Source organism: Rathayibacter sp. VKM Ac-2803 (assembly GCF_009807175.1).
In the GTDB taxonomy this organism is placed as follows: domain Bacteria; phylum Actinomycetota; class Actinomycetes; order Actinomycetales; family Microbacteriaceae; genus Rathayibacter.
The window spans coordinates 1,677,361-1,695,528 of sequence record NZ_WUCD01000001.1; the positions used below are offsets into that span (position 1 = coordinate 1,677,361).

Sequence of the window (18,168 nt, forward strand, 5' to 3'; positions counted from 1 at the left end):
CGGCACCACGAGATGAGAGTGCAGGGATGCGTCCCTGCGCGCCGACGGAGTGCACGTGCAGCAGAACCACCAGTCCACCAGCGAGCCCGCGAGCGGGGTGACGACCGCCCTCGAGGCGCGCCACCTCTTCAAGGTGTTCGGGCGACGACCGGACGATGTCGTCAGCCGCCTCCGGTCGGGAGCCGAGCGCGGCGAGCTCGCGAGCCTCGGCACCGCGGCCGTGATCGATGCCTCCTTCGAGGTGCGCCGCGGCGAGATCTTCGTCGTGATGGGCCTGTCCGGCTCCGGCAAGTCGACCCTGATCCGCATGCTCAACGGGCTGCAGGAGCCCACCGCCGGCGAGGTGCTGATCGACGGAACGTCGATCACCGGGGTGCCGGAGGCGGAGCTGCGCCGCGTCCGCCGCTCGTCGATCTCGATGGTCTTCCAGCACTTCGCGCTCCTCCCGCACCGCACGGTGCTCGACAACGTCGCCTACCCGCTCGAGATCCAGGGCGTGCCCGCGGCCGAGCGGCGCGAGCGCGCCCTCGTCGCCGTCGAGCGTGCGGGCCTCGCCGGCTGGCACGAGAAGATGCCCGACGAGCTCTCGGGCGGGATGCGCCAGCGCGTCGGACTCGCGCGCGCGCTCGCCGCCGACACCGACATCGTCCTGATGGACGAGGCGTTCTCGGCGCTCGACCCGCTGATCCGCCGCGAGATGCAGGAGCAGCTCGTCGAGCTGCAGCACGAGCTCGGCAAGACGATCGTCTTCATCACCCACGACCTCAACGAGGCGATGTTCCTCGGCGACCGCATCGCGGTCATGCGCGACGGCCGCATCGTCCAGATCGGCACTCCGGAGGAGATCCTCACCGATCCCGCCAACGACTACGTCGCGCAGTTCGTGCAGGACGTCGACCGCGCCCGCGTGCTGACCGCCTCCGCCGTCATGGAGCCGGCCCGCTCCGTCGTGACCCTCGCGGCCGGCCCCCGGGCGGCGCTGCGCGGCATGCGCGACCTGCAGACCTCGGCGGCCTTCGTCGTCGGGAGCGGTCGGCGGCTGATCGGCACCGTCCGCGATCGCGACGTCATGGAGCAGGTGCGCCGCAGCGAGGTCGACCTCTCGGCGGTCGTCGTCTCGGACGTCGTCACCGTCTCGCCCGACACCGCGCTGAGCGAGATCATCGAGCCCGCCGTCGAGTCGGCGCTCCCCGTCGCCGTGGTCGACGCCGACGGGCGCCTCCTCGGGGCGATTCCGCGGGTCACCCTGCTCGCCGCACTCGGCAACGTCACCTCGCACACCGGCGAGAACCCGGTGATCGAGCCTCCGGCGACGGTCTCGACCGAGGTCGTGACCGCGACCCTGCACGCGACGGGCGGACCCGTCGACGACGCCGTGCTCGTGACCGAGGGAGGTGTGCGATGAGCATCCGCCTGCCCCTCGGTGACGCGGCCGAGACCGCCGTCGACGTCCTCACCCAGACCTTCCAGCCGCTGTTCGATCTGATCCGCACCGTCTTCGGCGCCCTCTACACCGGCGTCGACGTCGTGCTCGCGACCCCGCCGTTCTGGGTCATCACCGCCTTCATCGCGGTCCTCGCCTACGCCGCGCGCGGCTGGCTGTTCGCGATCGGATCCACTGCCGGGCTCCTCCTGATCGCGAGCGTCGACCAGTGGGAGAACGCGATGGACTCGCTCGCGCTCGTGCTGGTCGCCTCCGTGATCGCCATCGCGCTCAGCGTGCCGCTGGGGGTGCTCGCCGCCCGCAACCGCACCGCCTCCGCGGTCATCCGGCCGGTGCTCGACCTGATGCAGACCATGCCGGCCTTCGTCTACCTGATCCCGGCGCTGATCCTCTTCCGCGTCGGAGTCGTGCCCGGCATCGTCGCCACGATCGTGTTCGCGATGGCACCGGGCGTGCGGCTGACCGAGCTGGGGATCCGCGGAGTCGACCCCGAGCTCGTCGAGGCGGGCGAGTCCTTCGGCTCGTCGAAGTGGCGGATCCTGCGCCAGATCCAGCTGCCGCTGGCGCTGCCGTCGATCCTCGCCGGCCTCAACCAGGTCATCATGCTGTCGCTCTCAATGGTCGTCATCGCGGGCATGGTCGGCGCGGGCGGCCTCGGCGGCGACGTCGTGGCGAGCCTCAACCGGATCGACGTGGCGCTCGGCTTCGAGGCGGGCATCGCCGTGGTGATCCTCGCGATCATCCTCGACCGGATGACGGGGGCACTCGGTGCGCCCTCGCCCGCACGCGTCGCCCGGGCCGGCAGCCGCCGTGCCGTCGTCGCCACCCGTGCGGCGATCGCCGCGGTGTCGGTCGTGGTCGTCGCCTCCCTCGGCGCCTCGGCGCTCGCCGCGCCGGCCACCACCGCCTCCGTCGACAACGGCGACAGCGGCGACGTGACGATCGCCGTGTTCCAGGGCTGGGACGAGGGCATCGCCGTGTCGGCGCTCTGGCAGTCGGTGCTCGAGGAGCAGGGCTACGACGTCACCCTGCAGAACGCGGATGTCGCGCCCGGCTTCTCTGGTCTCGCGAGCGGCGACTACGACCTGGCTCTCGACACCTGGCTGCCGACCACCCACGGCAGCTACGTCGAGCGCTACGGCGACGACATCGTCGACCTGGGCGCGTGGAACGACGAGGCGAAGCTGACCATCGCGGTGAACGCCGACGCTCCGATCGACTCGCTCGAGGAGCTCGCGGCGAACCCCGACGTCGTCGGCAACCGCCTCGTCGGCATCGAGCCGGGCTCCGGGCTCAACACGGTCACGACGGAGGAGGTCATCCCCGGCTACGGCCTCGAGGGGATGGAGTACCTCACCTCGTCGACCCCGGCCATGCTGCAGGAGCTCTCGAGCGCGACGGAGGCGGGCGAGAACATCGCCGTCACGCTGTGGCGCCCGCACTGGGCCTACGACGCCTTCCCGGTGAAGGACCTCGAGGACCCGTTGGGGCTGCTCGGCGACGCGGAGGGCCTGCACTCGTTCGGCTCGGCGTCGTTCGAGGACGACTTCCCGACCCTCTCCACCTGGATGCGCGACTTCCGGATGGACTCGGAGACGCTCTACTCGCTCGAGAACGCGCTCTTCAACGCCGGCGCCGACGACCAGGACGCGGCCCTCGCCTCCTGGATCGACGAGAACCGCGAGTACGTCGACGGTCTGACGAGCTGAGACCGCCGCGGCGGCGTCGCCCTGACCCGCCCACGCCGGCCCGCTGCTCCAGGGAGAAGTCGGCGCTCGTCGCCCTCCATGCTGGTCGAGGCTGAAGTCGGCGCTCGTCGCCCTCCATGCTGGTCGAGCCCGCAGCCCCGAAGGGGCCGCTCGATAAGCGAGGGAGGGGGGCACCAGTCGGAGGAGGTCGTCTCTCCTCAGAGACTCACATCGTCCGGCAGCGTCGCCTCGCCCGCCGGACCGGTCCCCGCGTCAGCTCCGGGCCGCCGCGTACTGCTCGCGGATGAGGGCGCGGTGGTCCGGCGTCGGCTCCGCGAGCGAGGTGACCTCCCACGTCGGGCGCTCGCCGGTCAGGGCCCACGCCGCCTGCACCGCGGCGCCGTCGGCCACGTACTCGCCGGGTGTCGGCACCACGACCGGCACGTCGAACACCTGCGACGCCGCGAGCTGCACGGCGCGGTTCTGCGCCGCGCCGCCGATCAGCAGGATCCGGTGCGCCTCGACGCCCTGCGCCCGCACCGCGTCGAGGCCGTCGGCCAGACCGCAGAGCATGCCCTCGATCGCGGCGCGCGCCAGGTTCGGCCGGGTCGTCGAGGCGATCGTCATGCCGCGAAGGCTCGCGGTCGCGTCGGGCAGGTTGGGCGTGCGCTCGCCCTCGAAGTAGGGGACGAGCACGAGGCCGCCCGAACCGGGCTCGGCCTCGAGCGCGAGCGCCGCGAAGTCCTCGAAGTCGCTGCCGAGCAGCGCCGCGGTCGAGGCGAGCACGCGCGCCGCGTTGAGCGTCGCGACGAGCGGGAGGAAGCGCCCGCTGGCGTCCGCGAAGCCCGCGACGGTCCCGGAGGCGTCGCGCACCGGCGAGTCGGTCACCGCGAAAACGGTGCCGCTCGTGCCGATGCTGACGACCACGTCGCCCGGGCCCGCGCCGAGGCCGAGGGCGGCTCCCGCGTTGTCGCCCGCGCCGGGGCCGATGATGACGCCGCTCGCGGTGGTGCCCGCCGACTCCGACGGCCCGAGCACCCGGGGCAGCAGCGGACGGTGGCCGAGCGAGAGCTCGAGCAGCTCGAGGTCGTAGCCGTCGGCGCCCCAGTACGAGGTCCCCGAGGCGTCGGAGCGGTCGGTCGTCAGCGCGTCGAGCTGCGGCGCGTCCGGTCCGTAGCCGAGCAGGCGCCAGGTCAGCCAGTCGTGGGGGAGCGCGACGGCGGCGACGCGCGCCGCGTTCTCGGGCTCGGCGTCGCGCAGCCAGCGGAGCTTCGTGGCGGTGAAGGAGGCGACGGGAACGGTCCCGGTGCGCTGCGCCCACGCCTCCGCCCCGAGCTCGTCGATCAGGTCGCGCGCGGCACCGGCGCTGCGGGTGTCGTTCCAGAGCAGGGCGTCGCGGATGACCCGCCCGTCGGAGTCGAGCACGACCATGCCGTGCTGCTGGCCGCCGACCGAGATCGCGGCGATGTCGTCGAGCCCGCCCGCATCGGCGATCGCGAGCTGGAGCGCCTCCCACCACGCGGCGGGGTCGACCTCGGTGCCATCCGGGTGCGAGGCGCGGCCCGTGCGCACGACGGTGCCGGTCTCGAGGTCGCGGACGACCACCTTGCAGCTCTGGGTGGAGGAGTCGATGCCTGCGACGAGCGTCATCGCCGTCACCTTTCCGTACGGGCGGAGGGATCGCCTCGGCCTGGAGACAGGAGGACGGACGAGACCCCGCGCCAAGCGCGCGGGATCTCGTCCGTGGGCGGGGCCGGAGCGGCCCCGGGGGAGTGGGTCAGCGGGCGCCGAGCAGGTGCTCGGTGGCCAGCTGCTGGAGCCGCACGAAGCCGAAGCCCTTGCCGCCCAGGTAGGCGTCGGTGTCGAAGTCCTCGTACGACGCGGAGTCGGCGAGCAGGTCGTCGTACGACTCGCCCTCGTTCAGCGTCGGCCGCGCGAGCTCGAGGACCTTGGCGGACTCGAGCGCCTCCTGCACCTCGGGGTCGGCGCGGAAGGCCGCGGCGCGCTCCTTGAGCAGCAGGTAGGTGCGCATGTTCGCGGCGGCCGAGTCCCAGACGCCGGTCTCGTCCTCGGTGCGCGAGGGCTTGTAGTCGAAGTGGCGGGGGCCGTCGTACGAGGGGACGCCGCCGGGGCCGCCGTTCTCGAGCAGGTCGACGAGCGAGAACGCGTTGTGCAGGTCGCCGTGACCGAAGACGAGGTCCTGGTCGTACTTGATGCCGCGCTGACCGTTGAGATCGATGTGGAAGAGCTTGCCGTGGTACAGCGCCTGGGCGATGCCGGCGGTGAAGTTGAGGCCCGCCATCTGCTCGTGGCCGGTCTCGGGGTTCACACCCACCAGCTCGGGGCGCTCGAGCGAGTCGATGAACGCGATCGCGTGGCCGAGGGTCGGCAGCAGGATGTCGCCGCGGGGCTCGTTGGGCTTGGGCTCGATCGCGAAGCGGATGTCGTAGCCCTTGTCGGTGACGTAGTCGCCGAGCAGGTTGACGGCCTCGCGGTAGCGCTCGAGGGCCGAGCGGATGTCCTTGGCGGAGTCGTACTCGGCGCCCTCGCGGCCGCCCCACATCACGAAGGTCTTGGCGCCCAGCTCGGCGGCGAGGTCGAGGTTGCGGAGCACCTTGCGCAGCGCGAAGCGGCGGACGGCGCGGTCGTTCGAGGTGAAGCCGCCGTCCTTGAAGACCGGGGCGCTGAAGAGGTTGGTGGTGACCATCGGCACGATGAGGCCGGTCGACTCGAGCGCGCCCTTGAGGCGGTCGATCTCGGTCTGACGCTCGGCGTCGGTCGAGCCGAAGGCGAAGAGGTCGTCGTCGTGGAAGGTGAGGCCGTAGGCGCCGAGCTCGGACAGCTTCTCGACCGCGTGGACGGTGTCGAGCGGCGGGCGGGTCGGGCCGCCGAACGGGTCCGCCCCGTTGTAGCCGATGGTCCAGAGGCCGAAGGAGAACTTGTCCTCGCGGGTGGGGGTCAGAGACATGGAACCGATCCTTTCCGGCGACGTCGCCGAATTGTTGTTGCGCCCAACATATCGGCTGCTCGCGGGCGGGCGCAATGACGGCGGCAGTGGCCGCGTCGATATGTGGTGTCGCCCGACGAATTCCTTGCGGAAGCGTTTCGACTGTGCGTACAGTGCACTGCAGCACGATCGGTCGAAGCGCTTCGAAGCGTCAGGCCGCACCGACGACGAGGTCCGGGAGGAGGAACGATGGCGACCATCCACGACGTGGCCCGCGCCGCCGGGGTCTCGATCAGCACCGTCTCCTACGCCCTGTCGGGCAAGCGCTCCATCGCCGCCACCACGCGTCAGCGGGTCGAGGACGCGGTCCGTCAGCTCGACTACCGACCGCACGCCGGCGCCCGGATGCTCGCCGGAGCGCGGACCCACATCCTGGCGCTCTCGGCGCCGATGCGAGGCGAGCTGCACCTCCCGACGCACATGCGCTTCGTCACCGAGGTGCTCGAGCGCGCTCGCGAGTCCGACTACGACGTCCTCCTGCTCGTCACCGACGAGGCCTCGAGCGGGATCGGACGCGTGTCGTCCTCCTCCCTCGTCGACGGCATCGTCCTGATGGGTGTCGACGACGACGACCAGCGCGCGACGCTCATCCGCGAAGCGGGGGTGCCGGCGACGTTCATCGGCGTCCCCTCCGACGCGCACGATCTCGCCTGCGTCGACCTCGACTTCGCCGAGGCCGCCCGGCAGAGCGTCCGCACCCTCGCCGAGCACGGCCACCGCTCGATCGCGCTGATCGAGCACCCGCAGTCGTACACCGACCGCAACGCAGGCTTCGTGCGCCGCTACGACGACGCGTTCCGGAGCGAGTGCACCGCCCTCGGCCTCGAGCTCGTGGTGGAGCGCCCGCACCTCGGCCGCGGCAGCGCCGTGTCGGCGACCGACGCCGTCCTCGCGGCCGGCCCCACCGCTCTCGTCCTGCACTGCAACGAGCCCGTGGCGGAGGCGGTCCTCGAGCGCGTCCTCGAGCGCGGTCTGAGCGTGCCCGGCGACCTCTCCGTCCTCGCCGCCTGCGCGAGCTACGACGGCGCGGCGCTCCCCGTCCCGGTCAGCTCGATCCCCCTTCCCCTGGAGGCGATGTGCCGCGCGGCCGTCGCCCGGACCCTGCAGCAGATCGACTCCGGCCGGACGGTCGGCGTCGAGCTGCTCCCGCCCCACTACGTCGACCGCGGCTCCGTCGCGCTCGCTGCAGCCGGCGCTCTCGCGCCGATCGCCTCCTGACCCGCCCTCCTCCCGCTCCTCGATCCATCCTCATCGTCGAAACGCTTCGAAGCCTCCCCCGCCCGTGAGAGAGCGCTCCACCCCCGCACCACCCGCCACAGCCACGCGGCACCCATTCAAAGGAGAACACCCGCAATGTCGCTTCGTTCCAGCACCGCCTTCCACCGCCCCAGCGCGTCAACGGTCGGCTCCCTCAGCCGCCGCGGCCTGATCGCCGGCGGTGTCGGCATCAGCGCGATGTTCGCGCTCGCCGCCTGCTCCGGAGGCGGCTCCGACGCCGGCTCCGACGCCCTCGCCACCACTGTCGACGGTGCCGGCCGCACCCTCACCATGTGGGACTTCGAGACTCCCGACAGCGACCGCGGCATCGCGTGGCTCGCCGCCCGCGACATCTTCACGAAGGAGACCGGAGCCGAGATCGCCTACGAGTTCAAGGCCTTCGAGCAGCTCCGCACCGGCGCCAGCCAGATCTTCAACTCCAACTCGGCCCCCGACGTCGTCGAGTACAACAAGGGCAACGCGACCAGCGGACTGCTCTCGAGCCAGGGCCTGCTCACCAACCTCGACGAGGCGGTGGAGTTCTACGGCTGGGACAAGCTGATCCCCGGCGCCCTGCAGACCACCGCCAAGTACGACGACAAGGGCATCATGGGCTCCGGCTCCTGGTACGGCATCCCCAACTACGGCGAGTTCACCTTCGTCTACTACAACGAGGACGCCTTCGCCGCGAACGGCCTCGAGGTGCCGACCAGCTACGACGAGTTCATCGCCGTGCTCGACGCCTTCGTCGCCAAGGGCATCACTCCGCTGGCCGAGGCCGGCGCCGAGTACCCGCTGCAGCAGCTCTTCTACCAGCTCGCGCTGCTGAAGGCCGATCGCTCCTGGATCACCGACTACCAGACCTACACCGGCGAGGTCGACTTCCAGGACGCGGCGTGGACGTACGCCGCGGAGCAGCTCAAGACCTTCGTCGACAAGGGCTACTTCTCGGCCGACGCCTCCGGGCTCAAGGCCGAGGACGCGGGCACCGCGTTCATCTCGGGCGAGTACCCGATCTTCTTCTCGGGCTCGTGGTGGTTCGGCCGCTTCAAGACCGAGATCACGGGCTTCGAGTGGAACACCTTCCTGTTCCCGGGCGCCGAGTTCACGATGGGCTCGGCGGGCAACCACTGGGTCATCCCCGAGACGGCGAAGAACAAGGACCTCGCCTACAAGTGGATCGACATCACGATGCGCCCCGAGATCCAGAACCTGATCGGCAACAACGGAGGCATCCCGCTGGTCGTCGACGAGGCCGCCATCACGGATGAGAAGAGCAAGGAGCTGCTGTCGCAGTGGAAGACGGTCGTCGACGGCGACCAGCTCTCCTTCTACCCCGACTGGCCGACCGCGACCTTCTACGACGACCTCGTCGCGGCGACCCAGGAGCTCATCAACGGCTCCGTCGACGAGTCGGACATGCTCTCCGAGCTCCAGGAGAAGTACGACGACGGGGTGGCCGATATCAAGTGACGCTGCGCGTCGCTTGATTCGGCCACGAAAGGCGGCAGCCCCGCCGACGCGGGAGCGTCGGCCAAGGCGGCCAGCCCCGCGCCCACAGGCGCGGAACAGCCGCGGCAGCCTCGACGACGTGACGGCGACCCCTCAATGCGGTCGCATCAACGCCTTCGAGCGTCCCGCCTTCCTGCTGATCGAGTAGCCCGCGTAGCGGGCGTATCGAGATCCACCACCGTCAGAAGACCGATTCTGAACACCGATCTGCTGACGCTGGTGGGTCTCGATACGCCCCTGCGGGGCTACTCGACCATCGGGCTGGCGGCGAGCGCCGACCATTTCCTCCACCCCCGCACGACCCAAGGAGTACGACATGACGACGACCGCCCCGCGTCGCACGGAGAGCGCTCCGCCGCCTCCGGCCGCGAAGGCCCCCCGCGAGAAGCGCAACGGCGGCTACTGGCTCTACCTGATCCCCGGGTTCGTGCTGTTCCTGTTCATCGTGCTGATCCCGCTGATCTGGAACGTGTACATCAGCTTCACCTCGTGGCGCGGCATCAAGCCGCCGATCTTCATCGGCCTCGACAACTGGATCGAGCTGATGGGCGACGACCAGTTCTGGACCTCGTTCGCCAACTCCGTCTACATGATCATCGCCATGGTGATCGTCCCGACGATCCTGGGGCTGCTGCTCGCCGCGATCCTGTTCGACCTGGTCGGCAAGAAGTTCGGCGGCCGGATCGCCAGCTTCCTCCGCGCGACCTACTACCTCCCGCAGATCCTGCCGACGGTCATCGCCGCCATCGTGATCGGCTGGATCCTCCGGCCCGACAACGGTGCGCTCAACTCGATCCTCGAGGCCGTGGGCCTCGGCTCCCTCGCGCACGACTGGCTCGGCAAGCCCGACACCGCGATGCTCTCGATCATGGTCGTCATGATCTGGGTGCAGCTCGGCTACCCGGTCGTCATCTTCATGGCCGCCCTCCAGCGCGTCGACCCCGAGCTGTACGAGGCCGCCGAGCTCGACGGCGCCAACTGGTTCCAGCGCTTCCGCTGGATCACCATCTCGATCATCCGCCCCGAGGTGTTCGTGGTCACCCTGACCTGCACCATCGCGGCGCTGAAGGTCTTCGGGCCGATCTACGCGCTGACCCGCGGCGGTCCGGGCGATTCGACGATCGTGCCGAGCTACTACTCCTACACCGAGTTCTTCCAGAAGCAGCAGGTGGGCTACGGCGCCACCATCGCGACCGCGCTCACGATCGTCATCGTGATCCTGGCCGTGCTGTTCATCCGCGCCCAGGAGCGCGTCGAGCGCAGCGAAGGAGTCCGCTGATGTCGGCCATCGAGACCCTGCCCCTCACTCAGGCAGGCACCGAGGACACCGATCTGACCACCCCGAGGAAGGCGCCCAAGGCGTCGAAGGGCGCCACCAAGCGCACCGTCGGCGACTGGGTGATCCTGATGGTGGCCGTCGTGATCGGGCTCGCGATCATCAGCCCCGTGCTGCTGATCCTGCTCAACTCGTTCAAGACCCCGGCCGAGTACTCGGCGAACGGGCCGCTCGCCTTCCCGACGGGCCTGTCGTTCGACGGCCTCTCGACCTTCTGGTCGCGGGTCAACTTCCCCGAGAAGCTCGGCAACTCCATCCTGATCTCGGGATCGGTCGCCATCCTCGCGGTCGCCCTGTCGGTGCTGAACGCCTACGCCATCGGGATCGGGCGCGTCCGCGGCCGGAGCTGGATCATCATCCTGTTCCTGCTGGCGAACATGCTGCCCCAGGAGGCACTGCTCTACCCGCTGTACTACATGTTCAAGGCGGTCGGGATCTACGACAGCCAGCTCTCGGTGATCATCATCTTCACCGTGATCCAGTCGGCGTTCGGCACCTACCTGCTCTCGAGCGTCTACGGCACCTTCCCCAAGGAGATCCTCGAGGCCGCGGCTCTCGACGGCGCCTCGAAGTGGCAGGTCCTCACCCGCGTGATCGTGCCGATCTCGCGGCCGACGCTCTCGGTGCTGATGATCTTCTTCTTCATCTGGACGTGGAACGAGTTCCTCATCCCGCTGGTGTTCCTCGTGAGCGACGCGACGCAGACCGTGCCGATCGCCATCTCGAGCCTCCAGGGCGACAAGATCATGGACGTCACGACGACCAGCGCGAGCGCCCTGCTGGGCCTGCTGCCGACGCTGATCTTCTTCCTGATCTTCCAGCGCACGCTGACCCGCGGCATCACCGCCGGCGCGGTCAAGTAGCGCGATCCTCCGCCGGGGTGCGGGCCGAAGTGGCCCGCACCCCGGCCCTCCTTCTCCCGTGAGGCGCTCCGACGCGCCACCACCGCCCTCAGAAAGGCACACGCATGAAGTTCACCGACGGGTTCTGGCAGACGAGGGCAGGATTCACGCCCCTCTTCGCGCAGGAGGCGTACGACATCCGCACCGACGGCTCGACGCTCGAGGTGATCGCCCCGACCAGGGTGATCCAGGGCCGCGGCGACGTGCTCAACCGCCCGACGCTGACCGTGACGGTCTCCTCGCCCGCCGAGGGAGTCGCGAAGGTGCGCATCGAGCACTGGCGCGGCACCGCGACGCGCCCCGGCTTCGATCTGGTCGACGGCTCCGTCGGCGAGGCGAGCGTCACGGAGGCGGGCGGCGTGCTCCGCACGGGCGATCTCGAGGTCCGCCTCGCGCAGGGCGCTCCCTGGTCGCTCGAGTTCTGGGACACCGCGACCGGCACCCGGCTCACCGGCTCCGGCCACAAGGCGCAGGGCTACCTGACCGGCCCCGACGGCGAGGCCTACCTGCACGAGCAGCTCGACCTCGGCGTCGGCGAGCTCGTCTACGGGCTCGGCGAGCGCTTCGGCCCCTTCGTCAAGAACGGCCAGACGGTCGACGTCTGGAACGCCGACGGCGGCACCTCCTCCGAGCAGGCCTACAAGAACGTCCCCTTCTACCTCTCCAGCCGCGGCTACGGCGTGCTCGTCAACGACCCGGGACTGGTCTCGTTCGAGATCGGCTCGGAGGCGGTCGAGCGAGTGCAGTTCTCGGTCGGCGGCGAGGCGCTGGAGTACCTCGTCATCCAGGGCCCGACGAAGAAGGACGTGCTGCGCCGCTACACCGGGCTCGCCGGCCGGCCCGCCGTCGTCCCCGCGTGGACCTACGGACTCTGGCTCACGACCAGCTTCACCACCAGCTACGACGAGGAGACCGTCAACTCCTTCATCGACGGCTTCGCCGAGCGCGAGCTGCCGCTGTCGGCCTTCCACTTCGACTGCTTCTGGATGCGCGAGTTCCAGTGGACCGACCTCGAGTGGGACCCGCGCACCTTCCCGGATCCCGAGGGGATCCTCGCCCGCCTGCACGAGCGCGGCCTGCACACCTGCATCTGGATCAACCCCTACATCGCGCAGGCCTCGGCACTCTTCACGGAGGGTCGCGAGAAGGGCTACCTGCTGCGCACCGCCTCCGGCGACGTCTGGCAGTGGGACCTCTGGGTCGCGGGCATGGCGCTGATCGACTTCACGAACCCGGAGGCGACCCGCTGGTTCCAGGACAAGCTGCGCGTCCTCGTGCGCCAGGGCGTCGACTCGTTCAAGACCGACTTCGGCGAGCGCATCCCCTCCGAGGGCGTGGTCTGGCACGACGGCACCGACCCCGAGGCGATGCACAACTGGTACACCCAGCTCTACAACAAGGCCGTCTTCGACGTGCTGGTCGAGGAGCTCGGCGAGGGCCGCGCGGCCCTCTTCGCCCGCAGCGCGACCGTCGGCGGCCAGGCGCTGCCCGTGCACTGGGGCGGCGACAACACGTCGTCCTACGTGTCGATGGCCGAGACCCTGCGCGGCGGGCTCTCGCTCGCCCTCGGCGGCTTCGGCTTCTGGGCGCACGACATCGGCGGTTTCGAGGGCACGCCCGACCCCGGCGTGTTCAAGCGCTGGCTCGCCTTCGGGCTGCTCTCCTCGCACTCGCGACTGCACGGCTCCTCCTCGGTGCGCGTGCCGTGGGCGTTCGACGAGGAGGCGGTCGAGGTCACCCGCCGCTTCACGATGCTCAAGCTCTCGCTGATGCCCTACCTCTTCGCGGCGGGGGCGGAGGCGGCGCGCGTCGGCACGCCCGTCATGCGCCCGATGACGCTCGAGTTCGAGGACGACCGCAATGCGGCGCATCTCGACACGCAGTACATGCTCGGACACGACCTGCTGGTCGCTCCGGTGTTCACCCCCGACGGCTCGGTCGAGTTCTACCTGCCGCGCGGGCGCTGGACGAGCTGGTGGACCGGCGAGACGATCGACTCGACGGGGGAGTGGCGCCGCGAGGTGCACGGCTTCGACTCGCTGCCGCTCTACGTCCGCGAGGGCGCCGTGATCCCGGTCGGCGCGCGCAGCGACGTCGCCGAGTACGACTACCTCGACGGGCTCGAGCTGCGGGTCTTCCCGGGCGGCGACGGAGTGACCGAGGTGCGCGTGGTGGCGCACGACTCCGGCGCCGAGACCGTGTTCACGGTGACGCGATCGGGAGGCGACGTGGCCGTCGACGCGCCCGGCGGCTCCTGGAGCTGGACCCGCGCAGGCTCCTGAGTCGCGCAACGTCAGCTGAGAGGGCTCGTCGCGCACCATCGTGCGCGACGACGGATCTCAGCTGACGTCGTGCGCCGCGGGCGCCGTCCGGCCCGCCGATAGGCTCACTCCGGAGAGCAGAGGAGACCGCGGAATGCCCGACCACGCGACGCGCGGGAACAACCTCGACCGGGTCCGGCGCCACAATCTCGCCGCGATCCTCCGCCTCGTCCACCGCGGCGGCCCCCGGTCGCGCTCGCAGCTGACGCGGGCGACCGGCCTCAACCGCTCGACGATCGCCGCCCTCGTCGGCGAGCTCGTCGAGTTCGGCATCGTCCGCGAGCGCGACCCCGACACCGTCAACCAGGTCGGCCGCCCGAGTCCGATCGTCGAGGCCGATCCGCGGATCGTCGCCCTCGCCGTGAATCCCGAGATCGACGCGGTGACCGTCGCCGTCGTCGGCTTCGACGCCGAGGTGCGCCACCGCATCCGCCGCACCGCCTCGGTCCCGACCGCCGAGGCCGCCGCGCGCCTCGCGGCCGACGCCGTGGCCGAGCTCCTCGCCGAGCTGCCGGAGGACGCGCGCACCGTCGGGATCGGCGTCGCCGTCCCCGGCCTCGTCCGCGACGCCGACGGCCTCGTCCGGGTGGGTCCGCACCTGGGCTGGACCGACGAGCCGTTCTCGCGCATGCTCGCCGACGCGACCGGCCTGCCGGTGCTGTCCGCGAACGACGCCAACCTCGGCGCGCTCGCCGAGAGCGTCCTCGGCGCCGGCCGCGACGTCTCCCACCTCGTCTACCTCAACGGCGGGGCCAGCGGCGTCGGCGCCGGCGTGATCGTCGGAGGCGCGCCGATGCACGGCATCGACGGCTACGCGGGCGAGATCGGCCACACCCTGGTCAACAGCGCCGGCGTCGACTGCCACTGCGGAGCGATCGGCTGCCTCGAGACCGAGGTGGGGCGGGCCGAGCTGCTGACGGTGCTGGGGCTGGAGGAGAGCGAGCGGCTCGAGGAGGCGCTCGCCGCCTCCGACGACCCCGCCGTGCGCGCCGAGGTCGAGCGGCAGCTCGGGCACCTCGCCGTGGCCCTGCGCAACGTCGTCAACGTCTTCAACCCGCAGCTCGTCGTGCTCGGCGGGTTCCTGGGCGCGCTCGTCGGAGTCGCGCCGGGCTTCCTCGAGGCGCGGCTCGCCCGCGGCGGACCCTTCCGGGTGGCGCTCGACTCCGTCCGCATCGCCCGCACCGAGCTGGGCGCCGATCTGCTCATGCTGGGCGCGGCCGAGCTGGCCTTCGAGCACCTGCTCGCCGACCCGCTCACGGCGCCCCTGCACCCCGCCTGACCAGCCGTTCTCCCGCCGATCCCGGTGGTCGGCTTGCGCAAGTCGAATGGATTCGATCGAGCGGGAATATCCGCGCGCGCGGCGTGCTTGGGCTGAGAGCGGTGAACGATCCGAGGGTTCGCCGTGCCCGCTCTCACCGCTCCCCACTGCCTCCGCGCAGGAAGGCCCCCGTGACCACTCTCTCCTCGACTCCCACCGACTCGACTCCCGTGCACCGGCACCCGGGCGACGCCCTGTCGAACCGCCAGCGTCTGATCTACGTGATCGTCCTGGGCGCCCTGACCGCCCTCGGGCCGTTCACGATCGACCTCTACCTCCCCGCGTTCCCCGCTCTGCAGAGCGAGCTGAACGTCTCCGAGGCTGCGGTGCAGCTCACCCTCACCGGCACCACCCTCGGCTTCGCCCTCGGGCAGCTGGTCGTGGGGCCCTGGAGCGACGTGGTCGGCCGGCGGCTGCCCATCCTGCTCGCGACCTCGCTGCACGTGCTCGCCTGCATCGGCGCCGCCTTCGCCCCCGAGATCGTCTCGCTCGGCGTGTTCCGCTTCCTGATGGGAGCCGGTGCGGCGGCGGGCGGAGTCGTCGCCATGGCGATGGTCCGCGACCTCTTCGGCGGGCGCCCGCTCGTCAAGATGCTCTCGCGCCTCGCCCTGGTGTCGGGACTCGCGCCGGTGCTCGCGCCTGTGATCGGCTCGCAGCTGCTGCTCGTCATGGACTGGCGCGGCATCTTCGTCTTCCTCGCCGCGTACGGCGTCCTCGTCATGGTCGCCGTCGCGCTGCTCATCGTGGAGACCCGGCCGAAGGAGGCGCGCCGCGACAGCGACGGCCGCTCGCTGGTGCAGCGCTACCGCGCCGTGCTCAGCGACCGCACCTTCATCGGCGTCGCGGTGATCGGAGGCATGACCTTCGCCGGTCTGTTCACCTACCTCTCGAGCTCGGCGTTCCTCTTCCAGGGGCTCTACGGCTTCGACGCGCAGCAGTACGGGCTGCTCTTCGCCGTCAACTCGCTCGGAGTGGTCGCGGGCGTGCAGGCGTCCTCCTACCTCAGCCGCCGGGTCGGACCGCAGTGGATCCTCGCCATCACGACGATCTCGCTCTTCGTGACCGCCGGACTGATCGCTCTGTTCGACGTGCTCGACCTCGGCATCTGGGGCACGCTCGTCCCGCTCTGGCTGTTCATCGCTTCCTGCGGCTTCAGCTTCCCCTGCGTGCAGGTGCTGGGGCTCGTGAACCACGGGCGCGAGGCCGGCACCGCCGCCTCGCTGCTCGGCGCCGTCAACTTCGGCACCGCGGGCCTGCTCTCGCCGATCTCCGGCATCTTCGGCGCCGACTCCGCCGTCCCGATGGCCCTGGTGATGATGTCGACCGCCGCGGTGTCGATCCTCGCGCTCTGGCTGATCGTCCGCCCGCGGACGGTGCCGGCGCTGCAGGACTGACGGCGGGGGCCGCCAGGGGGCCCCTGGCCGAACGTTCCCGACAGGCTCGGAGCCCCGAAGCAAGCCCCTGCGGTGAACAGCCCGTGACGGCATCATGTCCGGATGGATTCCCGCGACACCCCTCCGTCGACCGACCCCGGCGTCGCCCGCCCCGACGCTGTGCAGCGCGGGAGGCTCGGCGAGCAGACCTCCTCCGACGACGTCGCCGCCAAGATCCTCACCACCGCGGCGGCGCACCGCGTCTCGCGCCGCTGGCCGCTGATCTCGGCCTCCGTCGCCCTCCTCGTCACGATCGTGCTCGCGGTGATCATCGCGTTCCGGCCGACCTCGGCGTTCTCCTTCGACGTCGAGTGGATGGACGAGGTCGTCGAGCACCGCTCCTCCTTCTGGGACATCCCCGCCCTCGTCATGAACACGGTCGGCGCGGGCATCACGGGCACCGCGATCATCCCGCTGGGCATCGTCGTCGTCCTCCTCGTGTTCCGGAGGCGCTGGGCCGCGCTCTACTACGCGGTCGCGGCCCTTGCGAGCGTCGGTCTCACCCAGCTGATCAAGGAGCTCGTCGGCCGGGCCCGCCCGGAGGACATGCTGGTGACGAGCGACTACGGCTCGTTCCCGTCCGGTCACACCGCCAACGCGGCGACGACGGCGATGGTGCTCGCCCTCGTCTTCCCGCTGCTCTGGGTCTGGATCGCCGGCTTCCTCTACTCCGTCGCGATGATGGCCAGCCGCACCTACCTCGGCGCGCACTGGCTGACCGACACGATCGGCGGCCTGCTGCTCGGGATCGGCGTCGCCCTCGTCGTCTGGGCCCCGCTGGCCGGCCGCCTGCGCACCGAGTCCGAGCTGCCCCACCCGCCGATCTGGGTGCGCGCCGACCGCTGACCCGAGCGGCTCTGCGCCTTTCGCCCTCCCCTCCCCATGCTGGTCGAGTAGCCCCGCAGGGGCGTATCGAGACCGACCGGCGTCAGCAGATGAGGCTTCTGCCCTCGCCTTCTGACGGACGTGGATCTCGATACGCCCGCTGCGCGGGCTACTCGATCAGCGTGGAGCGGGGCCACACGCAGAGGGCCGCGCCTCCCGGAAGATCCCCTGGCACCACCAGGCGCGACCTCCGACCCCGCCATCAGCCCAGGAACGCGTCGAGCCCGTCGAGCTCGTTGAACGTGTACACGTGCAGCCCGTCGAGGCGATCGCCCGCGGCCGCCTCCAGCCGCGCCACGAACGCCGTCGGGTCGAAGCGGCGCCCGCGCAGCAGCCCGCCCGCCACCGACGAGCTCCGCTTGAGGAACCCGAGCGAGGACCCGACTCCGATCCGCGCTCCCAGGCTCAGGAGTCGCGTCCGCTCCACCGGCCCGGGCACTCCCGCCCACACCGCGGCGCCGATGCCGCGACTGCGCAGCCCGTCGGCGTAGCGCACAACGGCGTCGACGTCGAAGCACATCTGCGTGACGATGCTGCGGATGAACGGCGCCCGCTCCTCCAGGTGCCGCTCGATGCTCTCGTCCGAGAGCCGCGGGTGCCCCTCCGGGTATCCGGCGATGTCGAGCGCGAGGCCCGGCGCGATCGCGACGATGTCCCGGATCAGCTCGAGGCTCGTCGTGTAGGCGCCCGATGCGGTCGTCGCGTCGCCCGAGATCACGAACGCCTCGTCGATCCCGGCGTCGAGCAGCCGGCCGAGCGTGCGCTCGAGGTCGGAGCGACCGCCGACGTTGCGTGCGGCGAGATGCGGGACGACGCGGAAGCCGCGCCCGGCGAGCTCCAGGGCGGACTCGATGGTCCGCTCCGTCCCGTGCTTCGGGAGGCTCGTGACCGTCAGGGTCACCCGCGACGGATCCGCGAACGCCCGTGCCGCCGTGTCGCCGATGTCGTCGGTCGGGATGATCTCGAAACGCGCCCTGGTCACCCGGCCAGCCTCCCACGCGCCTGTGATGTCGGAGCCTCCGCCTAGCCTGAGGGCGTCGTCGTTCGACGGCACCGGAGGGAGTC

At 70.9% G+C, this 18,168-nt stretch carries 13 protein-coding genes; 10 read left to right on the forward strand and 3 right to left on the reverse strand.

The genetic code is table 11. The annotated features are described in order from the left end of the window. The first annotated feature begins 55 nt into the window (after positions 1 to 55). Together GRS96_RS07845 and GRS96_RS20840 are read left to right on the forward strand one after the other, a co-directional pair. A complete protein-coding gene (locus GRS96_RS07845) occupies positions 56 to 1,405 on the forward strand; it encodes a quaternary amine ABC transporter ATP-binding protein (protein WP_235021835.1) in 1,350 nt (449 codons plus the stop codon). Next, complete coding sequence (locus GRS96_RS20840) at positions 1,402 to 3,153, forward strand: ABC transporter permease/substrate binding protein (protein ID WP_159854158.1); 1,752 nt, start codon at positions 1,402 to 1,404, stop codon at positions 3,151 to 3,153. The genes GRS96_RS07845 and GRS96_RS20840 overlap by 4 nt, the downstream gene beginning before the upstream one ends. Positions 3,154 to 3,405: 252 nt before the next feature. On the opposite strand, the gene xylB is transcribed toward GRS96_RS20840, so the two are convergent. Beyond that, positions 3,406 to 4,782, reverse strand: a complete 1,377-nt coding sequence (xylB, locus tag GRS96_RS07855) for a xylulokinase (protein ID WP_159988191.1) — start codon at positions 4,780 to 4,782, stop codon at positions 3,406 to 3,408. Positions 4,783 to 4,909: 127 nt separating this feature from the next. Further along, a complete protein-coding gene (gene xylA, locus GRS96_RS07860; RefSeq protein ID WP_159854154.1) occupies positions 4,910 to 6,100 on the reverse strand; it encodes a xylose isomerase in 1,191 nt (396 codons plus the stop codon). A gap of 228 nt (positions 6,101 to 6,328) precedes the next feature. Here xylA and GRS96_RS07865 point away from each other — a divergent pair, with 228 nt between their 5' ends. The 8 genes from GRS96_RS07865 to GRS96_RS07900 all read left to right on the forward strand — a co-directional run bounded on the left by GRS96_RS07865 (position 6,329) and on the right by GRS96_RS07900 (position 17,064). Beyond that, the gene (locus GRS96_RS07865) at positions 6,329 to 7,357 is read left to right on the forward strand and encodes a LacI family DNA-binding transcriptional regulator (RefSeq protein ID WP_159854152.1); all 1,029 of its coding nucleotides are present in this window, start codon (positions 6,329 to 6,331) and stop codon (positions 7,355 to 7,357) included. A gap of 135 nt (positions 7,358 to 7,492) precedes the next feature. After that, positions 7,493 to 8,869, forward strand: coding sequence for an ABC transporter substrate-binding protein (locus GRS96_RS07870; RefSeq protein ID WP_235021834.1), 1,377 nt, complete (start codon positions 7,493 to 7,495; stop codon positions 8,867 to 8,869). Positions 8,870 to 9,224: 355 nt separating this feature from the next. Further along, positions 9,225 to 10,187, forward strand: coding sequence for a carbohydrate ABC transporter permease (locus GRS96_RS07875; RefSeq protein WP_159988192.1), 963 nt, complete (start codon positions 9,225 to 9,227; stop codon positions 10,185 to 10,187). Next, entirely contained in the window at positions 10,187 to 11,107 is a 921-nt protein-coding gene (locus tag GRS96_RS07880) for a carbohydrate ABC transporter permease (protein ID WP_159854148.1), read from the forward strand. Before GRS96_RS07875 ends, GRS96_RS07880 begins: the two co-directional genes overlap by 1 nt. Before the next feature lie 104 nt (positions 11,108 to 11,211). Then, positions 11,212 to 13,428, forward strand: a complete 2,217-nt coding sequence (yicI, locus tag GRS96_RS07885; protein ID WP_159988193.1) for an alpha-xylosidase — start codon at positions 11,212 to 11,214, stop codon at positions 13,426 to 13,428. A 133-nt stretch (positions 13,429 to 13,561) separates the two neighbouring features. Continuing rightward, entirely contained in the window at positions 13,562 to 14,746 is a 1,185-nt protein-coding gene (locus GRS96_RS07890; protein WP_159854144.1) for an ROK family transcriptional regulator, read from the forward strand. Positions 14,747 to 14,916: 170 nt separating this feature from the next. Then, positions 14,917 to 16,179 (forward strand): multidrug effflux MFS transporter, encoded by a 1,263-nt coding sequence (locus GRS96_RS07895; protein WP_236553585.1) that lies wholly within the window; start codon positions 14,917 to 14,919, stop codon positions 16,177 to 16,179. A 102-nt stretch (positions 16,180 to 16,281) separates the two neighbouring features. After that, on the forward strand, positions 16,282 to 17,064 hold the full coding sequence (locus GRS96_RS07900) for a phosphatase PAP2 family protein (protein WP_204162056.1): 783 nt from the start codon (positions 16,282 to 16,284) through the stop codon (positions 17,062 to 17,064). A 241-nt stretch (positions 17,065 to 17,305) separates the two neighbouring features. On the opposite strand, the gene GRS96_RS07905 is transcribed toward GRS96_RS07900, so the two are convergent. Further along, entirely contained in the window at positions 17,306 to 18,085 is a 780-nt protein-coding gene (locus GRS96_RS07905; RefSeq protein ID WP_159854142.1) for a methylenetetrahydrofolate reductase, read from the reverse strand. Positions 18,086 to 18,168: the final 83 nt, after the last annotated feature.

What these genes read in the sequence shown, in the direction of transcription:
- GRS96_RS20840 (WP_159854158.1), top strand. Translation starts at nt 1,402, where the DNA reads ATGAGCATCCGCCTGCCCCTCGGTGACGCGGCCGAGACCGCCGTCGAC.
- xylB (WP_159988191.1), bottom strand. Translation starts at nt 4,782, where the DNA reads ATGACGCTCGTCGCAGGCATCGACTCCTCCACCCAGAGCTGCAAGGTG.
- xylA (WP_159854154.1), bottom strand. Translation starts at nt 6,100, where the DNA reads ATGTCTCTGACCCCCACCCGCGAGGACAAGTTCTCCTTCGGCCTCTGG.
- GRS96_RS07865 (WP_159854152.1), top strand. Translation starts at nt 6,329, where the DNA reads ATGGCGACCATCCACGACGTGGCCCGCGCCGCCGGGGTCTCGATCAGC.
- GRS96_RS07870 (WP_235021834.1), top strand. Translation starts at nt 7,493, where the DNA reads ATGTCGCTTCGTTCCAGCACCGCCTTCCACCGCCCCAGCGCGTCAACG.
- GRS96_RS07875 (WP_159988192.1), top strand. Translation starts at nt 9,225, where the DNA reads ATGACGACGACCGCCCCGCGTCGCACGGAGAGCGCTCCGCCGCCTCCG.
- GRS96_RS07880 (WP_159854148.1), top strand. Translation starts at nt 10,187, where the DNA reads ATGTCGGCCATCGAGACCCTGCCCCTCACTCAGGCAGGCACCGAGGAC.
- yicI (WP_159988193.1), top strand. Translation starts at nt 11,212, where the DNA reads ATGAAGTTCACCGACGGGTTCTGGCAGACGAGGGCAGGATTCACGCCC.
- GRS96_RS07890 (WP_159854144.1), top strand. Translation starts at nt 13,562, where the DNA reads ATGCCCGACCACGCGACGCGCGGGAACAACCTCGACCGGGTCCGGCGC.
- GRS96_RS07900 (WP_204162056.1), top strand. Translation starts at nt 16,282, where the DNA reads ATGGATTCCCGCGACACCCCTCCGTCGACCGACCCCGGCGTCGCCCGC.